This window comes from Micromonospora mangrovicola (assembly GCF_047200535.1).
GTDB lineage: Bacteria > Actinomycetota > Actinomycetes > Mycobacteriales > Micromonosporaceae > Micromonospora.
Window position 1 is genome coordinate 39,132 of sequence record NZ_JBJZOG010000037.1, and the last position, 24,880, is coordinate 64,011.

General features: G+C 74.1%; 25 protein-coding genes. 16 read left to right on the top strand and 9 right to left on the bottom strand.

Features of this window, described 5'->3' with window-relative positions; all coding sequences use genetic code 11:
- Positions 1-12: 12 nt before the first annotated feature.
- The 4 genes from ACL02O_RS17030 to ACL02O_RS17045 all read right to left on the bottom strand — a co-directional run bounded on the left by ACL02O_RS17030 (position 13) and on the right by ACL02O_RS17045 (position 1,930).
- On the bottom strand, positions 13-390 hold the full coding sequence (locus ACL02O_RS17030) for a hypothetical protein (protein WP_412819060.1): 378 nt from the start codon (positions 388-390) through the stop codon (positions 13-15).
- A gap of 29 nt (positions 391-419) precedes the next feature.
- Positions 420-668 (bottom strand): hypothetical protein, encoded by a 249-nt coding sequence (locus ACL02O_RS17035; RefSeq protein ID WP_412819061.1) that lies wholly within the window; start codon positions 666-668, stop codon positions 420-422.
- 79 nt (positions 669-747) lie between these two features.
- Positions 748-1,206 (bottom strand): large conductance mechanosensitive channel protein MscL, encoded by a 459-nt coding sequence (mscL, locus tag ACL02O_RS17040; protein WP_412819062.1) that lies wholly within the window; start codon positions 1,204-1,206, stop codon positions 748-750.
- A gap of 40 nt (positions 1,207-1,246) precedes the next feature.
- A complete protein-coding gene (locus ACL02O_RS17045; protein WP_412819063.1) occupies positions 1,247-1,930 on the bottom strand; it encodes a FadR/GntR family transcriptional regulator in 684 nt (227 codons plus the stop codon).
- A 199-nt stretch (positions 1,931-2,129) separates the two neighbouring features.
- Here ACL02O_RS17045 and ACL02O_RS17050 point away from each other — a divergent pair, with 199 nt between their 5' ends.
- Entirely contained in the window at positions 2,130-3,284 is a 1,155-nt protein-coding gene (locus tag ACL02O_RS17050) for an MFS transporter (protein ID WP_412819083.1), read from the top strand.
- Positions 3,285-3,293: 9 nt separating this feature from the next.
- On the opposite strand, the gene ACL02O_RS17055 is transcribed toward ACL02O_RS17050, so the two are convergent.
- On the bottom strand, positions 3,294-3,650 hold the full coding sequence (locus ACL02O_RS17055) for an STAS domain-containing protein (protein WP_109947682.1): 357 nt from the start codon (positions 3,648-3,650) through the stop codon (positions 3,294-3,296).
- A 160-nt stretch (positions 3,651-3,810) separates the two neighbouring features.
- Between ACL02O_RS17055 and ACL02O_RS17060 the strand changes: the two genes are divergently transcribed.
- From ACL02O_RS17060 to ACL02O_RS17085, 6 genes are read left to right on the top strand one after another with little or no spacing between them, the layout of a single operon-like run.
- Positions 3,811-4,671 (top strand): STAS domain-containing protein, encoded by an 861-nt coding sequence (locus tag ACL02O_RS17060; protein WP_412819064.1) that lies wholly within the window; start codon positions 3,811-3,813, stop codon positions 4,669-4,671.
- Complete coding sequence (locus tag ACL02O_RS17065; RefSeq protein ID WP_412819065.1) at positions 4,671-5,078, top strand: STAS domain-containing protein; 408 nt, start codon at positions 4,671-4,673, stop codon at positions 5,076-5,078. Before ACL02O_RS17060 ends, ACL02O_RS17065 begins: the two co-directional genes overlap by 1 nt.
- Complete coding sequence (locus ACL02O_RS17070; RefSeq protein ID WP_412819066.1) at positions 5,075-5,491, top strand: ATP-binding protein; 417 nt, start codon at positions 5,075-5,077, stop codon at positions 5,489-5,491. Before ACL02O_RS17065 ends, ACL02O_RS17070 begins: the two co-directional genes overlap by 4 nt.
- Positions 5,488-6,501 carry a SpoIIE family protein phosphatase gene (locus ACL02O_RS17075; protein WP_412819067.1) on the top strand — a complete coding sequence of 338 codons (1,014 nt, stop codon included), beginning with the start codon at positions 5,488-5,490 and terminating at the stop codon, positions 6,499-6,501. Before ACL02O_RS17070 ends, ACL02O_RS17075 begins: the two co-directional genes overlap by 4 nt.
- Positions 6,498-7,862 (top strand): ATP-binding protein, encoded by a 1,365-nt coding sequence (locus ACL02O_RS17080; RefSeq protein ID WP_412819068.1) that lies wholly within the window; start codon positions 6,498-6,500, stop codon positions 7,860-7,862. The genes ACL02O_RS17075 and ACL02O_RS17080 overlap by 4 nt, the downstream gene beginning before the upstream one ends.
- Positions 7,863-7,864: 2 nt before the next feature.
- Entirely contained in the window at positions 7,865-9,403 is a 1,539-nt protein-coding gene (locus ACL02O_RS17085; RefSeq protein ID WP_412819069.1) for a SpoIIE family protein phosphatase, read from the top strand.
- 39 nt (positions 9,404-9,442) lie between these two features.
- Here the strand turns inward: ACL02O_RS17085 and ACL02O_RS17090 are convergent, their stop codons facing one another.
- A complete protein-coding gene (locus ACL02O_RS17090; protein WP_412819070.1) occupies positions 9,443-10,279 on the bottom strand; it encodes a DUF6597 domain-containing transcriptional factor in 837 nt (278 codons plus the stop codon).
- 31 nt (positions 10,280-10,310) lie between these two features.
- Here ACL02O_RS17090 and ACL02O_RS17095 point away from each other — a divergent pair, with 31 nt between their 5' ends.
- The 6 genes from ACL02O_RS17095 (at position 10,311) to ACL02O_RS17120 (ending at position 16,352) form a co-directional block, all read left to right on the top strand.
- Entirely contained in the window at positions 10,311-10,877 is a 567-nt protein-coding gene (locus tag ACL02O_RS17095; RefSeq protein WP_412819071.1) for a TIGR03086 family metal-binding protein, read from the top strand.
- 73 nt (positions 10,878-10,950) lie between these two features.
- Positions 10,951-11,487, top strand: coding sequence for a PadR family transcriptional regulator (locus ACL02O_RS17100; protein ID WP_412819072.1), 537 nt, complete (start codon positions 10,951-10,953; stop codon positions 11,485-11,487).
- Complete coding sequence (locus ACL02O_RS17105) at positions 11,484-12,185, top strand: ABC transporter ATP-binding protein (RefSeq protein ID WP_412819073.1); 702 nt, start codon at positions 11,484-11,486, stop codon at positions 12,183-12,185. Before ACL02O_RS17100 ends, ACL02O_RS17105 begins: the two co-directional genes overlap by 4 nt.
- Entirely contained in the window at positions 12,182-13,696 is a 1,515-nt protein-coding gene (locus ACL02O_RS17110) for an FtsX-like permease family protein (RefSeq protein ID WP_412819074.1), read from the top strand. Before ACL02O_RS17105 ends, ACL02O_RS17110 begins: the two co-directional genes overlap by 4 nt.
- Positions 13,697-13,806: 110 nt before the next feature.
- Positions 13,807-14,229: a hypothetical protein gene (locus ACL02O_RS17115; protein ID WP_412819075.1), complete on the top strand. Its 423-nt coding sequence runs from the start codon at positions 13,807-13,809 to the stop codon at positions 14,227-14,229.
- Positions 14,230-14,231: 2 nt separating this feature from the next.
- Positions 14,232-16,352, top strand: coding sequence for a bifunctional polysaccharide deacetylase/glycosyltransferase family 2 protein (locus tag ACL02O_RS17120; RefSeq protein WP_412819076.1), 2,121 nt, complete (start codon positions 14,232-14,234; stop codon positions 16,350-16,352).
- Positions 16,353-16,541: 189 nt separating this feature from the next.
- On the opposite strand, the gene ACL02O_RS17125 is transcribed toward ACL02O_RS17120, so the two are convergent.
- Positions 16,542-16,730 (bottom strand): hypothetical protein, encoded by a 189-nt coding sequence (locus ACL02O_RS17125; protein ID WP_412819077.1) that lies wholly within the window; start codon positions 16,728-16,730, stop codon positions 16,542-16,544.
- A gap of 159 nt (positions 16,731-16,889) precedes the next feature.
- Here ACL02O_RS17125 and ACL02O_RS17130 point away from each other — a divergent pair, with 159 nt between their 5' ends.
- Positions 16,890-17,855, top strand: a complete 966-nt coding sequence (locus ACL02O_RS17130) for a threonine ammonia-lyase (protein ID WP_412819078.1) — start codon at positions 16,890-16,892, stop codon at positions 17,853-17,855.
- 41 nt (positions 17,856-17,896) lie between these two features.
- Here ACL02O_RS17130 and ACL02O_RS17135 read toward each other — a convergent pair whose 3' ends face one another.
- On the bottom strand, positions 17,897-19,993 hold the full coding sequence (locus ACL02O_RS17135; protein ID WP_412819079.1) for a S9 family peptidase: 2,097 nt from the start codon (positions 19,991-19,993) through the stop codon (positions 17,897-17,899).
- Positions 19,994-20,095: 102 nt separating this feature from the next.
- Between ACL02O_RS17135 and ACL02O_RS17140 the strand changes: the two genes are divergently transcribed.
- Complete coding sequence (locus ACL02O_RS17140) at positions 20,096-21,538, top strand: FAD-binding oxidoreductase (protein WP_412819080.1); 1,443 nt, start codon at positions 20,096-20,098, stop codon at positions 21,536-21,538.
- Between the two features lie 120 nt (positions 21,539-21,658).
- Here the strand turns inward: ACL02O_RS17140 and ACL02O_RS17145 are convergent, their stop codons facing one another.
- On the bottom strand, positions 21,659-23,716 hold the full coding sequence (locus ACL02O_RS17145) for a SpoIIE family protein phosphatase (RefSeq protein WP_412819081.1): 2,058 nt from the start codon (positions 23,714-23,716) through the stop codon (positions 21,659-21,661).
- A gap of 179 nt (positions 23,717-23,895) precedes the next feature.
- Between ACL02O_RS17145 and ACL02O_RS17150 the strand changes: the two genes are divergently transcribed.
- The coding region (locus ACL02O_RS17150; RefSeq protein WP_412819082.1) for a HAMP domain-containing protein at positions 23,896-24,880 on the top strand (985 nt) is incomplete at its 3' end.

The window sequence follows — 24,880 nt, forward strand, 5'->3', positions numbered from 1 at the left end:
CGGTTTCGGCGGTCACTCCTCCTCGGGCAGCTCCGCGGCGGGGACGTCGAGGCGGACCGCGTCGTCGGTGACGGCGGCGATCCGGTCGGCCAGCACGTAGACCGCACCGGTGCGGGCCCACTCGGCGGCGACCTTCAGGTAGCCGGTGCGCAGCAGCCGGGCGGCCAGGTCGGCGGGGACGTCCGGCTCCTCGACCGCCGCCGACTCGATCAGCTCGTCCAGGCTGCTGCCCGGGTCGACCCCGGCCGGGGCCTGCACGGTCACCGCCGTCGGGTCGCCGCGCTGGACGAGATCCACGGTGCCGACCTCGGCGCCGGTGGAGTCGACCACCCGCATGCCGGTGGTGACCCGGGAGATGGTCCCCTGCTGCTGCGTACCGCGCTGGCTCATGCAGGCGCGGTTCCCGGACCGCCCCCGCGCTAAACGGGCGGGGCCCACCCGCCCGGCGGGCGGGGGGAGAGCTCGCGCCAGGTGTCCGACCCTTCCAGCAGCGCCCGCACCGTGTCCTCCGCCTCGTCCGCGCTGCCGTACTCGTAGAACCGGGAAACCCCCTCGGCGCCGCCGGCGCGCTGCTCGACGTGCCAGCGGTCGCCGTCCACCCGGAGGAAGACGTCCCGCCGGGCCAGCCGCCCCCATTTCCCGTTCCACCAGTGCCTGCGCTGCTCCATGGCGGGACTCTATCGAACATGTGTTCGACACGGGACGGCCCCCACGGGATTCCCATGGGGCCGTCTCGTGCCGGCTGCCTCAGCGCGCGGCGGGCGGCTCCGGTCGCCGGCCCAGCGCGTCGTCCAGCGCGCTCCGCTGGGCCGGCGTGGCCTGGTTGCCGGCCAGCAGCGCGTCCCGGATCTCGGTGAGCAGCTTGATCTCCTCGCTCGGGGCCTTCGGCGGCGGCTCCTCGCCGCGCCGACGGCGCTCGGCGAGCCTGTTCATCGGATAGACGACCAGAAAGTAGAGCACCGCTGCGGTGAGCAGGAAGGTGATGGCCGCGTTGATGAACGCGGCCCAGTCCATGAAGTTGCCCTTGCTGATCTCCCAAGCTCCGGCGAACTGATCCTCGCCGCCGCCGACCAGCTTGATGGTCGGCTTGAGGAACGAGTTGGTGAAAGCCGTGACCACGCCGGTGAACGCGGCGCCGATGACGACACCGACCGCCAGGTCGACGACGTTTCCGCGCATGATGAAGTCTTTGAAGCCCTTGAGCATCCGCTCTCCCGTGCTGTCCGGTATCTCCGTCGGGGACAACCTATGCCCCGGACGGGGCCTCCAGGAAAGCGCCGGCCTCGATCGCCGCCCGGGTCGGGTCGCCGGCCCGGATCGCCTCGACCAGCCGGCCGTGGTCGACGTACCGCTCGGGTTCCAGCGCGTCGCCCATCGCCTGCGCCACGGTGCTGCGCAGCGCGACACCGACCGAGGCGTACAGCTCGGCGAGCATGGCGTTGTGCGCGGCGGCCACCACCGCGGTGTGCAGCGCCGCGTCCGCCTCGACGAAGTCGTCCACCCGGCCGGAGCGCCAGGCGGCCTCCCGGGCGGCGAGCGCGCCGTCGAGCGCCGCCAGATCCGCCGGGGTACGCCGCAGCGCGGCGAGCCGGGCCGCCTCCACCTCGAAGGCGCGCCGCACCTCGATCACCTCGGCCATCCGGTCGTCGGTGAGCCGGCGGGCCACCACCGGGGCCAGCTCGTCGGTCGAGACCACGTACGTCCCGGAGCCCTGCCGGCACTCCAGCACCCCGGCGTGCACCAGCGCGCGGACCGCCTCGCGGACCGTGTTCCGTCCGACCCCGAGCGCGGCGACGAGCTGCGGCTCGGTCGGGATCCGCCCGCCCACCGGCCACTCGCCGCCGAGGATCCGGGCCCGGAGCTGCTCGATCGTCTGGCGTACCCGGTGGCCGCGCGGCGGCACGACGACGGAATCGACGGGGGGTGTCACCGGTTACAACTCCTGCCGAAATTCATCCCATGATTGTAGGTTCGAGGTCATGACGCCGCCACCCACGTGCACCGAGGCCCCCGCCGCCGATGCGTCGACCGTCACGCCGACCACCGACGTGACCCCCGGCCCGGCCCCCGCCGCCGCGCCGGCCCGACCGGTCGCCCCGGTCCCGGGTGGCGCGCTGGTGCTGGTCGGGATGCTGCTGGTCGCGCTGAACCTGCGCGCCGCGGTGACCAGCCTCGGCGCGCTGCTCGACGAGGTACGCGGCGGGCTGGGGCTCTCCGGCGCGATGGCCGGATTCGTCACCACGCTGCCCACCATCGCCTTCGCCGGACTCGGCGCGCTCACGCCGTGGCTGGTCCGCCGCTGGGCGGCCGCCCGGCTGCTGGTGCTGGCGATGCTCGCCCTCACCGTCGGGCAGGTGCTCCGGGTGGCCACCGACTCGGCGGCGGTGTTCGTGCTCACCAGCGCGCTCGCCCTGGCCGGCATCGCGGTGGCGAACATCCTGCTGCCGATGCTGGTCAAGCAGCACTTCCCGCACCGCACCGGACTGGTCACCGGGGCGTACACGATGGCGCTGACCGTGGGCACGACGGTGGCCTCCGCCTCGGCGGTGCCGGTGGCGCACGCCTTCGGCACCTGGCGGGCCGGGCTGGGCGTCTGGGCCGGGCTGGCCGCGGTGGCCGTACTCCCGTGGGTGCCGCCGGCGCTGCGGGCCCGCGCGGCCCGGCGGACGGCGACCGCGACGGCGGCCCCCGCCGCCCCGGCCCGGGTGCGCCCCGGCCGGACCGGGCTCGGCCGGGCCATGGCGCTCTACTTCGGGGCGCAGTCGCTCAGCGGGTACGCGATCATGGGCTGGCTGGCCCAGCTCTTCCGGGACGCCGGCTACTCCGCCCAGACCGCCGGTCTGCTGCTCGCCGGGGTGACCGCACTCGGCGTGCCGGTGGCGCTGGTCATGCCGACGCTGGCCGGCCGGCTGGGCACGCTGCGGCCGCTGGTGCTCGCGCTGACCGCCTTCTCCACGGCCGCGTACCTCGGCCTCGCCGTCGCGCCGCACGGCCCGGCGCCGCTCTGGGTGCTGCTGCTCGCCCTCGGCCAGGGCGCGTTCCCGCTGATCCTGACGACGATCGGGCTGCGCGCCCGGACCGCCGAGGGCACGGTGGCCCTCTCCGCCTTCGCGCAGAGCACCGGGTACGTCATCGCGGCGCTCGGCCCGCTGCTGGTCGGCATCCTCTACGAGGCGACCGGGGGCTGGACCGCGCCGCTCGGCTTCCTGCTGGTGGCGCTCGCCGTGCAGACGGCCGCGGGCATGATGATCGCTCGTCCCCGGCACATCGAGGACGAGCGCTGAAGGGGACGGTCAGGAGGAGGCCGGCGTGGGGTCGCCCGCGACCGCCTGCTCCACCGTCGGATAGGTGTGCAGCACCTCGACCAGGCCACTGACCTCAAGGATGCGCAGGACACCGCGCTGCGGGGCGGCCAGCCGGACCACGCCGCCGGCCTCGTCGCAGCTGTTCTTGGCGCGCACGAACACCGACAGCCCGGTCGAGTCGCAGAACGACACGTCCGCCAGGTCGAAGACGAGGCGGTTACGCCCCTTGTCCAGCAGATCAGTGATCTGGTCCTGCAACTGTGGTGCCGTCGCCATGTCCAGCTCGCCCGCGACCGACACGACGACCACGTCGCCGCGCTGTTCCGTGTGCACCGTCAAGGACATTCGCCGACCTCCTGTGTTCGGTGGAACGGTATCCCACGAACCGGGTGGTATGCAGAACGGGAGCCGACACGGGTGCCCACGATCATGTCTTTGCCGCGTGACAAGTAAGGCGTGGGGCCCGGTGATAGAGTCCGCCCGTCCAGAGTTCAGGGAGGTCACCATGGCGCTGAGCGCCGAATCGAGCGGTCGGCTCGCCCGGCTGCTGACTGAGCACGCCGATCGGCTGACCGTACGCTGGACGGAGATCGTCGCGGCCTCGCTGCGCGGCCGGCTCAGCCAGGCGGAACTCGCCCGCCAGATCGGCGAGCTGCACCGTAGCATGATCGACGCGCTGGGGAGCGGGCTGACCGACCTGGCCGACGAACACGGCGGCGAGCTGCGCGCCGTGCTGGCCGAGCTGTCCCGGAACCGGGCCCGGCAGGGCTTCAGCGCCACCGAGACCGCGATCAGCGTCTTCGCCCTCAAGGACGCCCTGCTCGAACTGATGGAGGAGACCCGGGACACGCAGACCCTCCGCGACTTCCTGGCCTTCACCTCACTGCTCGACCAGATGGGCCTGTTCACCTTCGAGAGCTTCGTCCGCACCCGGGAGAGCCTGATCGCCGATCAGGCGGAGCAACTCCTGGAGCTCTCCACCCCGGTGGTGAAGCTCTGGGAGGGCGTGGTCGCCGTCCCGCTGGTCGGCACGCTCGACTCGGCCCGCGCCCAGGTGGTGATGGAGCGGCTGCTCCAGACCCTGGTCGACACCAGCTCGCCGTACGCGATCATCGACATCACCGGCGTGCCGGCGGTGGACACCCAGGTCGCCCAGCACATCCTCAAGACCGTGGTGGCCGCCCGGCTGATGGGTGCCGACTGCATCATCTCCGGCATCCGGCCGCAGATCGCCCAGACCATCGTCGCCCTCGGTATCGAGTTCGGCGACATCGCCACCAAGGCGAGCCTCGCCGACGCGCTGCGCCACGTGCTGCGGCTGACCGGCGTCGAGACCACCTCCCGCCGTCCCCGCCGGGAGGGCTGATGGACCGGGTGCCGATCCTCAAGATCGGTGACATTCTGCTGGTCTCCATCCAGGTCGACATGTCCGACCAGACTGCGATCCAGTTGCAGGAGGACCTGGCCGAGCGGATCGTCGCCACCGGCAGCCACGGCGTGATCATCGACATCACGGCGCTGGACATCGTCGACTCGTTCGTCGGCCGGATGCTCTCCACCATCGCGTCCATCTCCAAGGTGCTCGACGCCGAGACGGTGGTGGTCGGCATGCGTCCCGCCGTCGCCATCACCCTGGTCGAGCTGGGTCTGTCGCTCAACGGCATCCGTACCGCGCTCAACGTCGAACGCGGCATGGAGCTGGTCGCGACGGCGCGGGACGAGTGGGACGAGGCCGACGGCGACGAGGACACCGAGACGACGGCCACGTCATGACGGCGGGCGTCGACCTGGGCGTACCGGCGATCCAGGCGATCCGTAGCGACGAGGACGTCGTCCGGGTACGGCAGCTGGTGCGTACCGCCGCGGTCGCGGCCGAGCTCTCGCTGGTCGACCAGACCAAGCTGGTCACCGCCGCGAGCGAGCTGGCGCGGAACACGTTGATCTACGGCGGTGGGGGCACCGCCGAGGTGGCCGCGGTCGACGGTCTCCGGCGCGGGATCCGCATCGTCTTCGTTGACGAGGGCCCGGGCATTCCCGACCTCGACCTGGCCCTCACCGACGGCTACACCACCGGCGGTGGCCTCGGACTCGGGCTGAGCGGCGCGCGCCGGCTGGTCGACGATTTCGACATCCGGACCACCGTCGGCGAGGGCACCCGGGTCACCATCACCAAGTGGTCCCGATGAGCGAGGACGTGGTCGCCGACCACGGCCTGTGGTTCCGGATGGAGAGCGGTGGCGGCGCCAGCGGCGTACGCCGGGCCGCCGAGCGTCTCGGCCAGCAGCTCGAGCTCGGCCCCCAGCGGGTCGCCGACCTGGCCATCGTCACCGCCGAGCTGACCAGCAACCTGGTCAAGCACGCGCAGGAGGGCTCGCTGCTGCTCCGGCCGGTGCGCCGCGCCGGCCGGGCCGGGGTGGAGCTGGTGGCGATCGACTCCGGCCCCGGCATGGCCGACCTCGCCCTGTCCTCCGTCGACGGGCACTCCACCACCGGCACCCTGGGCATCGGCCTCGGCGCCATCGTCCGGCAGACGAGCTGGTTCGACGGGTACTCGCTGCCGGGGCGGGGCACGGTGCTGGCCGTCCAGGTCTGGGACGGGCCGCCGACGGAGCCGGACTGGGCCGGCGGGCTGACCCGGCCGATCACGGGCGAGCAGGTCAGCGGGGACGGGTACGCGGTCCGGGTGGTGGAGGGCCGGCACCAGGTGCTGCTCTGCGACGGCCTCGGACACGGGCCGCTCGCGGCTGCGGCCAGCGGAGCCGCGGTCAGCGCGTTCGGGGCCGCACCGGCCGGGCCGCCGGGCAGCGTGGTGCAGCACCTGCACCGCGCCATCTCGTACACCAGAGGGGCCGCGCTGGCCGTGGCCGAACTGGATCGCGCGTCCGGCTTGCTCCGCTACGCGGGGCTCGGCAACATCGCATCCATGATCGTGGCGACGGGCGAACGGCGTCGGGGCCTGGTGTCGCTGCCCGGCATCGCCGGCCACCAGCGTCCAGTGGTGCGCGAGTACGACTACCCGTTCCCGCCCGGGGCGACCCTGGTCATGCACAGCGACGGCGTGGTCGACCGCTGGGACCTCGACGACTACCCCGGCATCGGCGGGCGTGCGCCCCTGGTGGCGGCGGCGACCCTGCTCCGGGACGCCGGGATCCGCCGCGACGACGCCTGCGTCCTGGTCGCCCGGGTGGGGCCATGACCGGCCCGTACCCGTCGGAGCCGCTGCTCCACCTCGCACTCCGGGTGGAACAGGACATCTTCCTGGTGCGGCAGCGCGGACGGGAGGTGGCCGCCGCCGTCGGGCTGGAACACCAGGATCAGGTACGCGTCGCCACCGCGCTGAGCGAGGTGGCCCGGGACCTGCTGCGCTCGGTCGACGGCGCGGACGTCACCTTCGTGCTCGACGGCGACCCGCTGTCCGGCCGGTCCGTGCTCCTGGTGGAGTTGCTTCCCGTGCGCCCACTGTCCGACGGCCGGTACGAGCCGCAGTCCGGCGCGGTGGCGCGTCTGGTGGACATGCTGGGCGTCGTGCCGCGAGGGGAGGATAGCGTCGTGAGGATGTCCCGACGTCTCCCGGCGAACGCGCCCGTGCCGACACCGGAGCGCCTCGCCGAGCTTCGCGTCGAGCTTGCCAGCAGCGCTCCGGGTACCGCCCTGGACGAGTTGGCTGCCCAGAACGCGCAGCTCATCGCCGCCCTGGACGAGGTGCGCAGCCAGCGCGACGAGCTGGAGGTGCTCAACTCGGAGCTCCAGGAGACCAATCGCGGCGTGATGGCGCTCTACAACCAGCTCACCGAGGAGCTGGAGGAGACCAACCGGGGCGTGGTGGCCCTCTACGCGGAGCTGGACGAGAAGTCCGCCCAGCTCCGTGCGGCCAGCGAGTCGAAGAGCCGGTTCCTGGCCAACGTGAGCCACGAGCTGCGCGCCCCGGTCACCGCGATCATCGGGTTGGGCCGGCTGCTGGCCGACTCCGCCTCCGACCCGCTCACCGCCGAGCAGGCCCGGCAGGTGGGTCTGATCCGGTCCTCGGCGTCCGACCTGCTCAACCTGGTCAACGAACTGCTCGACCTGGCCAAGGCCGAGTCGGGCCGGATCGAGCCGAACTGGGCCGAGGTGGACCTGCGCGGCCTTTTCGGGCAGCTCCGGGGCACCCTGCGGGCATTGGCCACCAAGTCCGAGGTCGAGCTGGTGGTGGAGGAGCCGCCGGCTCCCGCGACGGTCCGCTCCGACGAGGTGCTGCTCGCCCAGGTGCTGCGCAATCTGCTGCACAACGGCCTGAAGTTCACCGAGCGGGGCGAGGTGCGACTGCGCGCGGAACGCCGCGACGACCGCTGGTCGCTGTCGGTCTCCGACACCGGCGCCGGCATCCCGACCGAGCTGCAGGAACGGATCTTCGAGGAGTTCTACCAGGTGCCGGGCACGACCCGGGTCGGCGGCACCGGCCTCGGCCTGCCGTACGCGCGGCGGCTGGTGACGCTGCTGGGCGGGACGCTGGAGCTGTCCAGCGAGCCGGGTCGGGGCAGCACGTTCACGGTCCTCCTCCCACTGGACGGAGCCTGACCGTGGAGGGCGGCGCGGCGACCGTGTTGGTGGTCGACGACAGTCGTACCAAGCGGTACCTGCTGGTCAACTGGTTGACCCGGGCCGGCTTCACGACCGTCGAGGCGGAGAACGGTGCGGAGGCGCTGGCCCTGGTGGCCAACGACCAGATCGACCTGGTGGTGCTCGACGTCCGGCTGCCCGACATGAGCGGCTTCGAGGTCTGCGAACGGATCAAGGATGCCCACCCGGTGACGCCGGTCATCCACGTCTCGGCGCACGCGATCGACGTGGGGGACCGGGCGCAGGGGCTCACCCGGGGCGCGGACGCCTACCTGGCCGAGCCGATCGAGCCGGAGGAACTGGTCGCCACCGCCCACGCGGTGCTCCGCTACTACCAGGCCCGGCGGCGGGCGGAGCTGCTCGCCGAACGGCTGGCCGCGTTGGCCGACGCCACCGTCGAGATGCACGCCGCATCGAACTTCGTCCGGCTGCTGGAGGCGGCGGCGTCCGGTGCCGCGCAGATCTTCCGCAGCCCGGCGGCGGTGGTCGCGGAGACCTTCGACGGGGACTGCCTGGCCGGGGTGGCCACCGGCCCGGACGCCGCGCCGGCGGTGGTGCCGTGGGCGGTGGACGACGCGGGGGTGCCGACCGGCTCCACCGTCCGGGTCGACGAACCGGGCAGCTGGGGTCTGGTCGAGTGGCCGGCCGGTGACACGGTCACGGTGGCCGCCGCCCGGCTGCGCGAGGACCGGGCACCGCTCTACGTGGTGGTGCCGACCGCCACCCAGATGGTCCGTACCCCGGTGCTGGTGCAGCTCTCCCAGGCCGTCGCCTCGGCCGTGGAGGCGCAGCGCTCCTTCGACGAGGAGCACCGGATCGCGGTCACCCTCCAGCGCAGCCTGCTGCCCCGCCGGCTGCCCGAGATCACCGGCCTCGACCTGGCCGTCCGGTACGAGCCGGCGAGTGCCCAGACCGAGGTGGGGGGCGACTTCTACGAGCTGGTGATGCTCGACGGGCACCTGCTGGTGGCGGTCGGCGACGTGGCTGGTCACTCGTTGCACGCCGCGACCGTGATGGCCGAGCTGCGGCACGCGGTGCGGGCGTACGCGGTGGAGGGGCACCAGCCCGGGGCGATCCTGGAGCGCGTCAACGAGCTGATGCGCACCCTGCTCCCCAGCGAGCAGGCCACGCTCTGCCTGCTGCTGCTGCATCCCGGCAGCGGGCTGATCCGGCTGGCCAGCGCGGGGCACCTGCCGGCCCTGATCAGCCACGACGGTCGGGTGGAGTTCGTCCAGCACTCGGCCCCGCTGCTCGGGGTGCGCGCCCCCCGACCGCCGGACCTGGAGTTCGTGCTGCCGGCCGGCGCCACGCTGGTCCTCTACACCGACGGGCTGATCGAGCGCCGGGACGCCACCATCGATGACGGGTTGGCCGCGCTGAGCGTGGTCGCCGCCCGGGTGGAGCACGACCTGGACCTCTTCTGCCGGCGGCTGCTCGTCGAGCTGGCGCCGCCCGAGATCCACGACGACGTCGCGGTGGTCGCCGTCCGCCGCCGGTGATCCGGGCGTGCCTCGGCGCGGCAGGACCGTCACGCCACGTCACTGCTCGTCGGGCGCGGCCAGCGAGCGGGCGTACGCGGCGGGGGAGACCCCGGCCACCGTGGTGAACTCGCGGACCAGGTGCGCCTGGTCGGCGTACCCCAGGTCGGCGGCGACCCGCGACCAGTCGAGCGGCCCGGCGGCGGCCTGTTCGATCGCCTCCTGGAGCCGGTACCGCCGGATCACCCACTTCGGACCGACGCCGACGTGGTCCAGGAAGAGGCGTTGGAGCCGCCGGGTGGAGACGCCGTGCCGGCCGGCGAACTCGTCCACCCGCAGGACGCTCCGGTCGGTCCGGATCTCCTCGACCAGTGCCGTGGCCTCGGCGGCGAGCGGGTCCGGTGCCGGCCCCCAGGCGGTGAGCAGCTCGTCCACCCGGCGGCACCGTTCGTCGTCGGTGCCCGGGCAGACCGGCCCGGCGGCGAACGGCTCGGTGGGCGGCGTGCCGGGGGGCGGCGGCCCGGCGGCCAGCGGGCGGCGTCGGCCGGTCAGCTCGGCCACCGACCGGCGCCAGAAGGGGCGGAAGCCGCCGGGACGGAACTGCACCCCGGTGACCCGGCCGACGCCGTGCAGGGTGACGGTGAACAGGCCGAGGCCGACTCCGGCGATCTCGCCAATCTCCGGCTCGCCGTGCTGCGCCTGGAACACCACGTTGACCGCCGGGTGTGGGACCACCCGCTGGTCGAAGGGTTCCGTGAGCGCCCAGTCGGCCAGCCAGTAGTGCTCGACGTACGGGCGCAGCGCCGGTGCGGGCAGCCGGCGCCGGAAACGGACCTGCCGCCGCAGCCGGTCGGGGTCGAGGATCCCCCGGCTGTCCCGCCGTGGTTCGTGTCGCATTTTTTCAAGACCACCCTCATACGCTGGCCCTATGAGCACGAAGACTAGTGAGCTGCTGGCCGTCGCCGCGCCCCGGACGGTGGCGGTGGTCCGCGGTATTCCCGACGAGCAGCTCGACCTGCCCACCCCGTGCCCCGACTACTCCGTGCGCGATCTGCTCCGCCACGTCTACGACGTGGTGGTCAACTTCCAGTCGCTGGCCCGGCGGCAGGAGGTCGACTGGTCGGGCAAGACCGACCACCTGACCGACGGCTGGCGGGACCGCTTCGCGGCGGAGACCGGACGCCTGGTCGAGGCGTGGTCGGACCCGGCGGCGCTGGAGGGCGTCTCGGCCGGCATGGGCCTGCCCCAGGAGACGGTCGGCGAGATGGCCCTGATCGACCTCGCCGTGCACGGCTGGGACCTGGCCCGGGCCACCGGGCAGCGGTTGGAGGTCGACCCGGCGGTGCTGGCGGCGGGGCACGGTTTCATGGACCGGATGGGTGAGACCGGCCAGCAGATGGGTGCCTTCGGTGCGCCGGTACCCACCCGGGCGGACGCCACCCCGCTCGACGAGCTGCTCGCCCGGACGGGCCGTGACCCCGGCTGGACCGCCTGAGCGTTCCCGGCCCGCGCGGGTGCCGCGCGGGCCGCTCTTGACACCGCTATTCGCTCAGTGAATAGTGGCCCGGGTGTCCACTTCGCACGTCCTGCTGGGGCTGCTCGCGTCGGGCGCCCGGCACGGCTACGAGCTGAAGCGCGCCCACGACGAGCGGCTGCCCCGGGCCCGCCCGCTCGCCTTCGGGCAGGTTTACGCCACCCTCGCCCGCCTCCAGCGGGACGGCCTCGTCGTCCCCGCCGGCCAGGAACGTGAGGGCGGCCCGGACCGGACCGCCTACGCGCTCACCACCGACGGACGGGTCACCCTCGACCGGTGGCTCGCCACCGTCGAGCCGCCCATGCCGTACGTGGCGAGCACCCTCTTCGCCAAGGTGGTGGTCGCGTTGCTGGTCGCCGACGTCGACCGGGCCCGCGACTACCTGATCGCGCAGCGCGGTGCGCACACCGCGCGGCTGCGCGAGCTGACCGCGGTGAAGACCGCCCCCGCCGCCAGCCTCGACGACGTGATCGCGGCCGACTTCGCCATCGCCCACCTCGACGCCGACCTCCGGTGGCTGCAGACCACCCTGGACCGGGTCGCCGACTGGCACCGGGAGGTGCACTCGTGACGTATCTGGAAGCGCGTGGAGTGGTCCGGTCGTACGGCCCGACCCCCGCCCTGCGCGGCGTGGCCCTCGAGGTGGCGGAGGGGGAGATCGTCGCCGTCACCGGGCCCAGCGGCTGCGGCAAATCCACCCTGCTGCACTGTCTCGCCGGCATCCTCCGCCCCGACGCCGGGCAGGTCACCTGGCGGGGCGAGCGGATCGACGGGTGGTCGGAGGCGGCCCGGTCGCGGCTGCGGCGTACCGAGTTCGGAGTGCTCTTCCAGTTCGGCCAGCTGGTCGCGGAGCTGACCGCGGCGGAGAACGTCGCTCTTCCGCTGCTTCTCGCCGGCACGGGGCGGCGAGAGGCGCGGACGGCGGCGCTCGGCTGGCTGGAGCGGCTGGGCGTGGCCGAGGTCGCCGACGCCCGGCCGGGCGAGATGTCCGGCGGGCAGCAGCAGCGGTGCGCCACCGCCCGGGCCCTGATCACCGAGCCCCGCGTGCTCTTCGCCGACGAGCCCACCGGCGCGCTGGACACCCTCACCGGCGAACAGGTGCTCACCCACCTGGTCCGGCTCGCCCGGGAGCAGCGCACAGCCGTCGTGCTGGTCACCCACGAGCCGCGGATCGCCGGGTACGCCGACCGCGAGGTGACCCTGCGCGACGGGGTGGTCGACCACTCGGGCCTCGGCCTCGACGCGCCGCTGTCCGGCGGCCCCCGGTGAGGCCGGGCGCCCTGCTCCGGCTGGCCCTGGCCGGCACGCGTACGGACGGCGCCCGGGTCGCGCTGACCGCGCTGAGCGCCGCCCTGGCCACCCTCTCCGGGCTGGCCGCGCTGACCGTGCTGGCCGTCGCCAAGCCGCCCGGGGACGCTCGGGCCGAGTCCGTGCAGTACACCAACGCCCTGCTGCGGGAGCCGGGTCTGCGTCCGGGTGTGGCGATCGCGTTGCTGCTGCTCATGGTCCCGGTGCTCGGGCTGGCCGGGCAGTGCGCCCGGCTGGGCGCGCCGGCCCGGGACCGGCGGCTGGCCGCGTTCCGGCTGGCCGGGGCGACGCCGGGTCAGGTCACCTGGGTCGCCGCCGTGGAGACCGGGCTGGCCGGCCTGCTCGGCACCGGCACCGGCCTGGTGCTCCACCTGGTCGGCCGCCGGATGCTGCACCGGCCCGGCCCCGACGGTCGGCTGTCGCTGCCCACCGACGTGCGCCCGGCCCCGGTGGCGGTGGTGGCGGTGGTGGTCGGGCTGCCGCTGGTGGCGGCCCTGGTCAGCGCCGTGCTGCTGCGTCGGGTGACCACCACCCCGTTCGGCGTGGTCCGCCGGGTCCGGACCCGGGCGCCGTGGCCGTGGCCGGGCCTGCTGATCCTCGTCGGGCTCGCCATGTTCGCCAGCTTCCGACCGGTGGGGCTCTGGTACGAACGCCGGTTCGCCGAGCCGCCGTCCTGGCTGTTGCCGACGTTGCTGATCCTGGGCAGCCTGGCCGCCATGATCGGGGTGGTCGCCGGCACCGGCTGGATCTCCTACACCCTCGGCCGGGTGCTGCACCGGTACGCCCGCCGTCCCGCAGTGCTGCTCGCGGCGCGCCGGCTGACCGCCGACCCGTGGGCCGGCAGCCGGACCTTCGCCGCGCTGCTGGCGGCGCTCATCTTCGGCGCGGGGACGGCCGGCGTGCGCGCCGAGTTCCTCGCCGAGGGCGAGCTGCACCGGCGGACCGGTGGCGGGTTCGGCGCCCCGGAGGGCTTCTATCTGCGGGCGCTCGAACTGGTCGACCTGACGGTCGCGGTGGCCGTGGCGATCGCGGCCGGCGGCCTGTTGGTGGCGGTCGTCGAGCGGATCACCGCACGTCGGCGGGCCCATGCGGCACTGGTGGCCACCGGGGTGCCGCGCGGCACGATCGGTCGTTCCCTGCTCTGGCAGTCACTCGTTCCGGCGCTGCCCGCGATCGCCCTCGCGCTGACCGTCGGTTACCTGCTCGTCCGCGGCGTGTGGGGCTCGCCCAGCGGCGGCGGCTACTCGCAGGAGTTCTGCGACGCGGGAGAGCGGCTCTGCGGCGACCCGCTGACCCGGGCGCAGTACACCCGGACTGAGTGGGTCCCGAGGGTGACGGTGACGCCGGACGTACCGTGGGAGCAGCTCGGCTGGTTCGCGGCCGGCGGGCTGGCCGCGGTGCTCGCGACCGTCGGTGTCGGCCTGCTCTTCCTCCGCGCCAGCACCACCTTGGAGGAGCTGCGGACGACCTGATGTGACGGGGCGGCCGGCGCGGGCGCTGTCGAAGCGGGGAGGTCCATGACTGGGCCTCCCGAGCCCGGTTCACCGGCCGGTGCGGAACGGAACAGCGGGAGACCAGCAGCATGCAGAACCAGCCCGGCGGCGTGCCGCCGGTCTTCGTCGACCGGACCGGCCGGCGTCGCCGGCTCACCGTGATCGCTGGCACGGCCATGGGTCTCGGCCTGCTCACCAGCCTCGGCCTGATCCTCGCGGGGCTCTTCTTCCGCTCCCCGGTGCCGATCCCCGGCTGGTCCGAGACGAAGGTCCACCCGCCGATCGAGGCCGGGGTCGACGCTCCCGGCCTGCCCGGGGAGCAGGCCAGCCCGAGCCCCCGGCCCGCGCCGGCGACCAGCACGGCGGCTCCGCTGCCGTCCGCACCGACCGGCACCAGCTCGACCACCCGGACCACCACGCCGCCGGCTCCGGAGCCGTCCACCAGCACGCCGGGTCAGGGTGACGAGCACCGCAGCTCCGCCAAGCCCAGCAGGACGCCGGGCAAGCCCTGACCATGGCGAGACACGTCGCCCGCCCCGACCCCCGGGCCCACTGGATCCTGCTCCTGCTCGGCCTGCTCGTGCTGCTCGGGGCGCTGAGCTTCAACGGTCTGGTCACCCACGTCGGCGGCGGCTCCGGCCCGTCCGCGGCCGCCGCCCTCGCCGCGCCCCAGCAGCTCACCACCGGCGGCCCGGTGCTGCGGCTCGACGGCCCGACGCCCGTCGCCCGGCAGCTGCCGCCGCGTACCCTGGCGCTCACCTTCGACGACGGCCCCGACCCGCGCTGGACCCCGCAGATCCTCGACGTGCTCCGCCGGTACCACGCGCACGCCACGTTCTTCGTGGTCGGTTCCCGGGTGGACGAGCATCCCGAGCTGGTCCGGCGGATCCTCGCCGGCGGGCACGAGATCGGCTCGCACACCTTCACCCACGCGGACCTGGCCGCCGTGTCGGCCTGGCGGGCCGGCGCCGAACTCTCCTGGACCCGCAACGCGATCGCCGGAGTGACCGGCCGCGAGGTGACCCTGCTCCGGCTCCCCTTCTCCTCGACCACGGCCACCATGACCGAGCCGCAGTACCGGGCGCTGCGCGACGCCGCCGGCAGCGGCCACGTGGCGGTGCTCGCCGACCGTGACGCCCGGGACTGGGAGCGCCCGGGCGTACCGGCCATCGTCCGGGCGGCCACCCCGCAGGGCGGGGCCGGCGCGGTGGTGCTGATGCACGACGGCGGCGGGGACCGCGGCCAGACCGTGGCCGCGCTGGAGCAGCTGCTGCCCCGGCTCAGCCAGGCCGGCTACCGGTTCACCACCGTGTCGGAGGGGATCGGCGCGCCCGCATCGATGCTGCCGGCCGGCGCCGGCGCCCGGCTGAGCGGGACCGCGCTGCGCTGGGGGCAGACCGGGGCCGGCTGGCTGGCCTCGGCGATGAACCTGCTGCTCGCCGTGGCTCTGGTGCTCGGCGTGGCGCGGCTCGTGGTGCAGGTGGTCTGCGCCCAGCTGCACGTCCGCCGGGTCCGCCGGCCACCGCACGGCCGACCCGAGGTGGGCGCGCCGGTCTCGGTGATCGTGCCGGCGTACAACGAGGCCGCGAACATCGCCGCGACCGTGCGGTCGCTGATCGCCAGCGGGTATCCGAGGCTGGAGGTGATCGTGGTCGATGACGGGTCCAGCGACGGCACCGCGGACATCGTCGAGCGGATGGGCCTGCGCGGGGTACGTGTCATCCGGCAGGCCAACGCCGGCAAGCCGGCCGCGTTGAACGCCGGCATCCGGGCCGCCCGCGCGAACCTGCTGGTGCTGGTCGACGGGGACACCGTCTTCCAGCCGGACACCGTGTACCGGCTGGTCCAGGGCTTCGCCGACCCGACCGTCGGCGCGATCAGCGGCAACACCAAGGTGGCCAACCGGCGCGGGCTGCTCGGCCGCTGGCAGCACCTGGAGTACGTGATCGGCTTCAACCTCGACCGCCGGATGTACGACGTGCTCGAGTGCATGCCGACGATTCCCGGCGCGATCGGTGCGTTCCGTCGCGAGGTGCTGCTCGCCGTGGCGGGCGTGCCCGCCGACACGCTCGCCGAGGACACCGACCTGACCATGAAGGTGCTCCGGGCCGGCTGGCGGGTGGTGTACGAGGAGGGCGCGATCGCCTGGACCGAGGCGCCGTCCTCGCTGCGCCAGCTCTGGCGGCAGCGGTACCGCTGGTGCTACGGCACGATGCAGGCGATGTGGAAGCACCGGCATGCGCTGGGCGAGCCGGGGGCGGGCGGGAAGCTGGGCCGGCGGGGCCTGCCGTACCTGACCGTGTTCCAGATCCTGCTGCCGCTGACTGCGCCGGCCGTCGACGTCTTCGCCCTCTACGGGCTGTTCTTCCTGCCCTGGTCGTCGCTCGTGCTGGCCTGGGTGGGACTGCTCCTGCTGCAGGGGTTCACCGCCGCGTACGCGCTGTGGCTGGACCGGGAGCGGTACGGTCCGCTATGGACGCTGCCGCTCCAGCAGCTCGTCTACCGGCAGGTGATGTACCTGGTGGTGGTGCAGTCGGTGGTCACCGCGGTGATCGGCAACCGGTTGCGCTGGCAGCGGATGGCCCGCACCGGCGGCGCCGCCGCCCTGGTCGGCGCCGAACCCACACCACGCTGACCCCGCCCCGTCGGCTGGCGGGGGCGGCGCCGGGCCAGCCGGGGGCGGTGTCGGGCCGGCCGGGGGCGGTGTCGGGCCGGCCGGGGGCGGTGTCGGCGAGTTGCCGCATCCCGGGGCTTGCCGGGTCGGGGGAGGCCCGACATACGGCATCTCGCGGACGGAGCAACGGCGCGGCGGGCCGGGCTCGGATCAGCGGCCACCGAAGAGGCCGACGGACCAGGACAGGCCGAGACCGAGGACTGCCGAGCAGCAGCAGACCAGCAGGGCGGCGGCGACCACCGCGAGGATCACCCAGGTCGGCCCGCGCCGGGCCGCCCCTGCCTCCGCTTCCACCGCCGGTACGTCCGCGTCCGTCGACGCCTGGTCGTCCTCGCTCATCCGGCGGAGTCTAGGGCCGGTCGCGGCAAGATCACGCTCAATCAGGGCTGTGGTGTCGTTCCACGCGGACAGTTTCCCGGATCGAGCACGATCATGGAGCGGGTCCGGCCTGGTACCGCGCGGGCGGCGGAGGTGGTCGGGGCCGGGCAGGATGGGGCAATGGAGCTGATCTCGATCGTCGACGTCCGGGTCGCCGCCGAAGACATCGCCGGGACGGTCGTGCGCACCCCGTTGCTACCGACGCTCTGGGACGAGGAGCTGTGGCTCAAGCCGGAGAATCTGCAGCCGGTGGGGTCGTTCAAGCTGCGCGGGGCGACCCACGCGGTGGCCCGGCTCGACCCGGCCGCCCGGACCCGGGGCGTGGTGACCCACTCCTCGGGCAACCACGGCCAGGCCCTCGCCTACGCGGCCCGGTCCTTCGGCGCACCCTGCACGGTGGTCGTCCCCGAGGGCGCGCCGCAGGTGAAGGTGGACCGGATCCGGGCGCTCGGCGCCGAGGTGCGGCTCGTCCCGCCGGCCCGCCGGCTGGTCGAGGCGGAGCGGATCGTCGCCGCCACCGGGGCCGCGCTGGTGCCGCCCTTCGACCACCCGCACATCATCGCCGGGCAGGGCACCATCGGGCTGGAGATCGTCGCCGACCTGCCCGAGGTGGACGTGGTGCTGGTGCCGGTGGGTGGTGGCGGGCTCTCCTCGGGCGTGGCCACCGCGGTGCGGGCGCTGCGCCCGTCCGCCACGCTGATCGGGGTCGAGCCGGAGCTGGCTGCCGATGCCCGGGACTCCCTCGCCGCCGGTGCGGTGGTGGTCTGGGACGTCGAGCGGACCTACCGCACCAGCGCGGACGGGCTGCGTACCAACCTGTCCGCGCTGACCCTCGCCCATCTGCGGGAGCGGTTGGACCGCATCGTCACGGTCACCGAGGGCGAGATCGCCGCGGCGCAGGGCCGGCTGGTCCGCGGGGCCCGGCTGGTGGCCGAGCCGAGCGGCGCGGTCGCACTGGCGGCCCGCCTGTTCCACCGCGACGAACTGCCCGCGGGCCGGACGGTCGCCGTGGTGAGCGGCGGCAACGCCGACCCGGCGGCGCTCGCCGCCGCGCTCACCGCCGGTGGCCAGCAGGCCCCCTGCTGACCACCAGCGGCGTCGACAGGGGCCCCGCCCCGCCCCGCAGCTCAGGCGCGGCCGAGGCGATCCAGGATCCAGGCGTTGATGAACGCCTCCTCGCGCCAGGCGTCGTACCGGCCGCTGGGGCCGCCGTGCCCGGCGCCCATCTCGGTCTTGAGCAGATAGTCGCCCTGCGGCGCGACGGCCCGCAGCCGGGCGACCCACTTGGCCGGCTCGTGGTACAGCACCCGGGTGTCGTTCAGGCTGGTCACCGCGAGGATCGCGGGGTAGTCGACGGCCTGGACGTTCTCGTACGGGGTGTACGACTTCATGTACGCGTACATCTCGGGATCGTCGAGGGGGTTCCCCCACTCCTCCCACTCGGTGACGGTGAGCGGCAGCGACGGGTCGAGAATCGAGGTGAGCGCGTCGACGAACGGCACCTGCGCGACGATCCCGGCGAAGGCGTCCGGGGCGAGGTTGGCCACCGCGCCCATCAGCAGGCCGCCGGCCGAGGCGCCCCGGGCGACCAGCCGGTCGCTGCCGGTCCAGCCGGCCTTGACCAGGTGCCGGGCGCAGGCCACGAAGTCGGTGAAGGTGTTCTTCTTGGCCAGCAGCTTGCCCTCGTCGTACCAGCGCCGGCCCAGCTCACCGCCGCCGCGGATGTGCGCGACGGCGAAGATGACGCCCCGGTCGAGCAGGCTGAGCCGGGCGATGGAGAACCACGGGTCGATGCTCGCCTCGTACGAGCCGTAGCCGTAGATGACGCAGGGGGCGGAGCCGTCGCGAGGGGTGCCGGTCCGGCAGACCAGCGAGATCGGCACCCGGGTGCCGTCGTCGGCGAGCGCCCAGTCCCGGTGCTGCTCGTAGTCGGCCGGGTCGTACGCCCGCCCGTCCGGCCCGGGGCGGACCGGCTTCTGCCGGCGCAGCACCATCTGCCGGGTCACCAGGTCGTAGTCGTAGACGGAGTCCGGGGTGACCAGCGACGTGTAGCGCAGTCGCAGCTCGGTGGTGCGGTACTCCGGGTTGGCGTCCAGCCCGACGCTGTAGAGCGGCTCGGGGAAGTCGATGTCGTACGCGTCGCCGCCACCGATCGGCAGCACCCGCAACCCGGTCAGCCCGTTGCTGCGCAGCGAGATGACCAGATGGTTCTCGAACGCGTCGACCGCCTCCAGCCGGGTCCCGGGGGTGTGCGGGATCAGCGGGGTCCAGTCGCCCGGCGCGTCCGCCGAGGTGTAGGCCAGCGCGAAGTCCTCCGCGCCGTCGTTGTGCAGGATCAGGAAGCGGTGCCCGTGGTGCTCCACCGCGTACTCGACCCCCTGCCGGCGGGGGGCGATGATCGCCGGCTCACCGGTCGGGTTGGCGGCCGGGACCACCCGCACCTCGCTGGTGATCTTGCTGTGGATGTCGATGACCACGAACCGCTCGGAGCGGGTCAGCTCGACGCCCACCCAGAACCGCTCGTCGTCCTCCTGGTGGACCACCACGTCCTCGCTCGACGGGGTGCCGACGGCGTGCCGCCAGACCCGGTTCGGCCGCCACGCGTCGTCGACGGTGACGTAGAAGAGGGTGGAGGCGTCGGTGGACCAGGCGGTGCCGTAGAAGGTGTCGGGGATCTCGTCGGGCAGCGCCTCGCCGGTGCTCAGGTCCTTGATCCGCAGGGTGAACCGCTCGTCGCCGGAGAAGTCCGTCGAGTACGCCAGCCAGCGCCCGTCGGGGCTGACGTCGAACGCCCCGAGCGCGAAGAAGTCGTGTCCCTCGGCGAGCTGGTTGCCGTCGAGCAGCACCTCCTCGCCGTCGAGCGGTGCGCCGTCCGCGCTGACCGGGGGCGCCGTCTCGCCGTCGTGGACGGCCCGGCGGCACTGCACGCCGTACTGCTGCCCCTCGACGGTGCGGGTGTAGTACCAGTAACCGTCCTTGCGGGTGGGCACCGACAGGTCGGTCTCCTGGGTGCGCCGGCGGGTCTCCTCGAACAGGTTCGCGCGCAACTGCTCCAGGTGGGCGGTGCGCGCCTCGGTGTACGCGTTCTCCGCCGTCAGGTAGGCGATCGTCTCGGGGTCGTCCTTGGTGGCGAGCCAGCCGTACTCGTCGACGACGGTGTCGCCGTGGTGGGTGCGCTCGCTCGGGACGCGCTTGGCCACGGGCACAGGGGTCTCGGTGGTCACGGCGTCACGTTACCGGCCGGGGCGCCGCCGCCGGGCGGGCGCGCCACGACCGGTCGCCGCGACACGCCACCAGCTCTTTCGAACATGTGTACGATAACCGCCATGGCGGCTGCAGCGAGTTCCACCAATCGACCCGGAGCCCTGGAGATAACCCGGCGACTGGCGGGGATCTGCGGCCCGCCGTTCGCCCGCTTCGCCGGCGCGGCCGACGAGGTGGCCGGCCGGACGGCCCGCTGGGTGGCGGTGCCGGGCGGTCCGCGTGCCGCCGCCGAGGTGTTGCGGTTGGCCGCGGCGCACGGCCTAACCGTGGTGCCGCGCGGTGCCGGCACCAAGATCGACTGGGGCGCCGCCCCGGAGCAGGTCGACATCATGCTCGACACCGGCCGGCTCGCCGGCGTCTGGCACGAGCCGCAGGGGACGGCGCTGGCCGAGGTCGGGGCCGGCACTCCGCTGCGGGCGGTGCAGTCGGCCCTGGAACGCTCCGGCCGACGGCTGCCGATCGACGCACCCTCTCCGGGCGCGACCCTGGGCGGGGTGCTCGCCGCCGACGAGACCGGCCCGCTCCGGCACCGGCACGGGACCCCGTGCGCCCAACTCGTCGGCGTGCGCTACCTGGACGCCGAGGGTGAGCTGGTCAGCCTGGGCGAGGCCGGCACCGCGCAGCTGGGCCGGGCGGCGCCGGCCGCGACCGGCGCGGCGCATCGCGGCGCGGCGGCGGCCTTCGGCCGGAGCGACCTGCCGGGGCTGGACCTGGCGCGGCTGCTCTGCGGCTCCCAGGGCGGCCTCGGGGTGCTGGTCTCGGCCACCCTGCGGGTGCAGGCAATGCCGGCCGGCCGGGTCTGGGTGTCCCGCCCGGTGTGGACCCCGCTGGAGGTGCACGACCTGGTCCGGGCGGTGCTCGCCGCCGGGTTGGACCCGGCGGCCGTCGAGCTGGACCTGCCGGTGCCGTTGCCGTTGCCGCGTCGGCGGGTGCACCCGGCGCACCCCTCGGTGGTCCACCGTCCCGACCATCCGGCGGTCACCGGGCGGTCGACCCGGCCGGCCGCCGCGGGCAGCCTGGTGGTGCTGCTCGAGGGCGGCCCGGCCCATGTCGCGGAGCGGGCGGGTCGCCTGGTTGAGTTGCTCGGCGACGAGGCGGCCGTGAGCCACGCCGCGCCCGAGTGGTGGGGGCGCTACCCGTTCGGACCGGGAGACACCGCACTGCGGGTCGAGGTGCCCATCAACGACCTGCACGCGGCGGTCTACGCGCTGCGCGACGCGGCCGGGGCCCCGGTGCCGGTCCGGGGCTCCGCGGGGGTCGGCGTGGTGCACGCGGCGCTGCCCGGCTCGCTGCCGCCGGAGCGGGTGGCGCAGATCCTGGCCGCCGTCCGGGGGGTCCTCGTGGCTCGGCAGGGCCGGTGCGTCGTGGTCTCCGCGCCCGGCGCGGTCCGCCGGGCGGTCGACCTGTGGGGCGAGCTGCCGACCCTGTCCCGCCTCCGCGCCGCCAAGGCCCATTTCGACCCGAGCCACCGCCTGGCCCCCGGCCGCCTCCCCGGCGGCCTCTGACCCCCGCGGCCTCACCGCCCCCACTGCGGCCTCATTCACGGAATGAGTGCTCATCCGCTGACGAATAGCCACTTTTTCCGTGAAGTGGCGCGGACGGGGGTGGGGGTGGGAGGGGAGGGGTCAGAGGGCGTCGTTGCGGAGGACCAGGACAGCGATGTCGTCGCGTGGGGGTTCGACCGAGAAGCCGATCGCGGCGGCGCGGAGCCGGGCCGCCACCACGTCGGCGGAGTAGCCGGCGAGCGGGGCCGCCGACTCGCGCAGCCGCTCGATGCCGAAGAGTTCCCGGCCGCGCCGCCGCTCGGTGACCCCGTCCGTGTAGAAGATCAGCGCGTCGCCCGGCGCGAGCGGGATCTCCGCGGTCGGCGTGGCGATCGAGTCGAGCAGACCCAGCGCGGTGCCCCCCGTGCCGACGAAGGCGGCGCCGCCGGTGCCGCGCAGCAGCACCGGACGGTCGTGCCCGGCAAGGTGCAGCGAGACCTCGAGCTGCCGGTCCTCGCCCGGCCCGACCGCCGCCAGCGCGAGCGTGCAGTACCGGCCGCCACCCCGCTCGACCAGCGTCTCGTTCAGCCGGATCAGCACCTCCGGCAGCGGCTTGCCGTCCCCGACCAGCACCCGGATCACGTCCCGCACCAGGCCGGTCACCGCCGCCGCCTGCACACCCTTGCCGGAGACGTCCCCGATGACCACCAGCCAGCGGCCGTCCGGGAGCGGCACCACGTCGTAGAAGTCGCCGCCGACCTCGGCGTCGTCGCCGGTCGGGACGTACTCGGCGGCGAAACCGATGCCCTCGACCACCGGGAGCACCGGTGGCAGCAGCGACTTTTGCAGGGTCTGGGCGACCCGGCGCCGCTCGGCGTGGATCCGGGCGTTCTCGATGGCCAGCGCGGCCCGCCGGGCCACGTCCTCCAGCACCGACACCTCGTCCGGGTCGTGCCGGTGCCGCTGGTGGCGGCCCACCGCCAGGGTGCCGAGCCGCTGCGCCCGCGCGATCAGCGGTACGGCGAAGCCCTCCACCGGCCCGCCCAGCGGCACCTGCGCCGCGCTCCGGGACGCCTCCCGCAGCCGGGCCTGGATCGAGTCCGGCCCGGTCTCCCGGAGCACCCGGTGCAGCTGCGGCAGCATCGCCTCCTCCGCGTGGCTGGCCGCGGCCAGCCGGAGCCGGCCCCACTCGTCGGTGGTGTGCACCGCGCACCACTGACCGAGCCGAGGCACCACCAGTTGCGGGATGAGCGCCATGGTCAGCTCGACGTCGAGGGACTGGGCGAGCAGCTCGCTCGCCTCGGCGAGAAAGGTCAGCCAGGCCGACCGCCGGATGTCCGCCCGACGCAGCCGGTCGTTCTCCAAGTGCAGCGAGAGCCGCTCGGCGGCCAGCACGGCCAGCGGCCGGGCGTACGCCGAGGGGGCCGCGTCCAGCTCCAGTTCACCGGCGTACGGCCGGTGCACGGCGAGCGGCACCCGAAGCAGCTCGTTGCCCTCCCGCGGATGGCGGCCGTAACGGGCCAGCACCTGGACGCTCTGCCCGTCGCCCCGGTCCAGCCGGACCACACCACCGGCCGCGCCCACCATCTCGGCGAGCCGGGTCAGCAGGTCGGCGGCGAACTCCGGCAGCGGGTCGTCGGCGTACGGGTCGGGGGTGGTCTGCATCAGCTCGCTCATCGCGGCGGCGCTCGGCGTGGTCTCGCCGACGGTGTCCGGGACGGCGACCGCCGTGCGGGGCTCGACCGGACCCGGTGCCACGTCGGGGCGGTCGAGCCGGAACCAGACCCCCTTGCCGGTGGGCAGGTAGGTGGTGCCCCACCGGCTGGCGAAGTGGTCGACCAGCAGCAGCCCCCGACCGCGCTCGGCCACCTCGGTGATCTCCGAGGCGTCGTTGCGGACGCCGACCACCAGCTCCTCGACCGGCCCGGAGGCGAAGTCGGTGACCGTCACGGTCAGTCCCGTCTCGTCCGCCGCGACCTCGATGTCCAGTTCGGTGCGGGCGTGCTCGACGGCGTTGGTGGTGAGTTCGGTGGTGAGCAGCAGCGCCTCGTTGACCAACCCGGACAACCCGGCTTCGGCGAGCACGGACCGGACCAGTGCCCGGGCGGCGGCGGGGGTACGCCGGTCGGCGGGAAGCCGGACGCACCGGACGTGTTCGTCCGAGCCGCCGTTCTTCGCCGGCTCCACCTCCGCTGACACCTTCGTATCCTCCACCGCCGCCACCCCGGGTGCCAAGCGCTCCGTCGATCGGGCCGGACCGGAGCGACGCGCGGGCATGGTGGGTGTACGCAGGCCGAGCCCTCGACGTGGCGCGGGCACAATGATGGGATGGCGGCGTGTCGGCACGTGCCGGTTGGCCCCGAGCTGAGCGAGGAATGATGACCACGGCGAAACAATCGGTAGCCGCGGACGACCACGAGGTGCTCCTCGGTGAACTGGTGGAGGCGCTGCGGCGGGTCCACCACGGCGACCTGAAGGTCCGGCTGCCCCGACGGGCGGGTCTGGCCGGCGAGGTGGCCGACGCCTTCAACGACGTCGTGTCGCTCCAGGAGCGGCGGCACCTGGACCTGCGCCGGATCAGCCGGGTCGTCGGCCGGGAGGGCCGGCTCACCGAGCGCCTCGACGATGAGGGCCTGGACGGCTCGTGGGCGGAGGGGCAGCGGGCGATCAACTCGCTGATCGACGACCTGGGCCGGCCGACCACCGAGATCGCCCGGGTCATTTTGGCGGTGGCCGACGGCGACCTGTCCCAGCACATGGCGCTGGAGATCGACGGCCGCCCGCTGCGCGGCGAGTACCTGCGGATCGGCCGCACGGTCAACACGATGGTCGACCAGCTGTCGTCGTTCGCCGACGAGGTGACCCGGGTGGCTCGCGAGGTGGGCACCGAGGGCAAGCTGGGCGGCCAGGCCGACGTACGCGGGGTCGCGGGCACCTGGAAGGACCTCACCGACTCGGTGAACACCATGGCCTCCAACCTGACCGGCCAGGTGCGGTCGATCTCCCAGGTGGCCACGGCGGTGGCCAAGGGCGACCTGTCGCAGAAGATCACGGTCGGGGCGCGCGGCGAGGTGGCCGAGCTGGCCGACACGATGAACTCGCTCACCGACACGCTGCGGCTCTTCGCCGAGCAGGTGACCCGGGTGGCCCGCGAGGTGGGCACGGAGGGCAAGCTGGGCGGCCAGGCCGAGGTGCCGGGTGTGGCCGGCACCTGGAAGGACCTCACCGACAGCGTCAACTCGATGGCGTCGAACCTCACCGCGCAGGTGCGCAACATCGCCCAGGTCTCCACCGCGGTGGCCCGGGGCGACCTCTCCCAGAAGATCACCGTGGCCGCCCAGGGCGAGATCCTGGAGCTCAAGG

What these genes read in the sequence shown, in the direction of transcription:
- ACL02O_RS17030 (WP_412819060.1), bottom strand. Translation starts at nt 390, where the DNA reads ATGAGCCAGCGCGGTACGCAGCAGCAGGGGACCATCTCCCGGGTCACC.
- ACL02O_RS17035 (WP_412819061.1), bottom strand. Translation starts at nt 668, where the DNA reads ATGGAGCAGCGCAGGCACTGGTGGAACGGGAAATGGGGGCGGCTGGCC.
- mscL (WP_412819062.1), bottom strand. Translation starts at nt 1,206, where the DNA reads ATGCTCAAGGGCTTCAAAGACTTCATCATGCGCGGAAACGTCGTCGAC.
- ACL02O_RS17050 (WP_412819083.1), top strand. Translation starts at nt 2,130, where the DNA reads ATGCTGCTGGTCGCGCTGAACCTGCGCGCCGCGGTGACCAGCCTCGGC.
- ACL02O_RS17055 (WP_109947682.1), bottom strand. Translation starts at nt 3,650, where the DNA reads ATGTCCTTGACGGTGCACACGGAACAGCGCGGCGACGTGGTCGTCGTG.
- ACL02O_RS17060 (WP_412819064.1), top strand. Translation starts at nt 3,811, where the DNA reads ATGGCGCTGAGCGCCGAATCGAGCGGTCGGCTCGCCCGGCTGCTGACT.
- ACL02O_RS17065 (WP_412819065.1), top strand. Translation starts at nt 4,671, where the DNA reads ATGGACCGGGTGCCGATCCTCAAGATCGGTGACATTCTGCTGGTCTCC.
- ACL02O_RS17070 (WP_412819066.1), top strand. Translation starts at nt 5,075, where the DNA reads ATGACGGCGGGCGTCGACCTGGGCGTACCGGCGATCCAGGCGATCCGT.
- ACL02O_RS17075 (WP_412819067.1), top strand. Translation starts at nt 5,488, where the DNA reads ATGAGCGAGGACGTGGTCGCCGACCACGGCCTGTGGTTCCGGATGGAG.
- ACL02O_RS17080 (WP_412819068.1), top strand. Translation starts at nt 6,498, where the DNA reads ATGACCGGCCCGTACCCGTCGGAGCCGCTGCTCCACCTCGCACTCCGG.
- ACL02O_RS17090 (WP_412819070.1), bottom strand. Translation starts at nt 10,279, where the DNA reads ATGCGACACGAACCACGGCGGGACAGCCGGGGGATCCTCGACCCCGAC.
- ACL02O_RS17095 (WP_412819071.1), top strand. Translation starts at nt 10,311, where the DNA reads ATGAGCACGAAGACTAGTGAGCTGCTGGCCGTCGCCGCGCCCCGGACG.
- ACL02O_RS17115 (WP_412819075.1), top strand. Translation starts at nt 13,807, where the DNA reads ATGCAGAACCAGCCCGGCGGCGTGCCGCCGGTCTTCGTCGACCGGACC.
- ACL02O_RS17120 (WP_412819076.1), top strand. Translation starts at nt 14,232, where the DNA reads ATGGCGAGACACGTCGCCCGCCCCGACCCCCGGGCCCACTGGATCCTG.
- ACL02O_RS17125 (WP_412819077.1), bottom strand. Translation starts at nt 16,730, where the DNA reads ATGAGCGAGGACGACCAGGCGTCGACGGACGCGGACGTACCGGCGGTG.
- ACL02O_RS17130 (WP_412819078.1), top strand. Translation starts at nt 16,890, where the DNA reads ATGGAGCTGATCTCGATCGTCGACGTCCGGGTCGCCGCCGAAGACATC.
- ACL02O_RS17140 (WP_412819080.1), top strand. Translation starts at nt 20,096, where the DNA reads ATGGCGGCTGCAGCGAGTTCCACCAATCGACCCGGAGCCCTGGAGATA.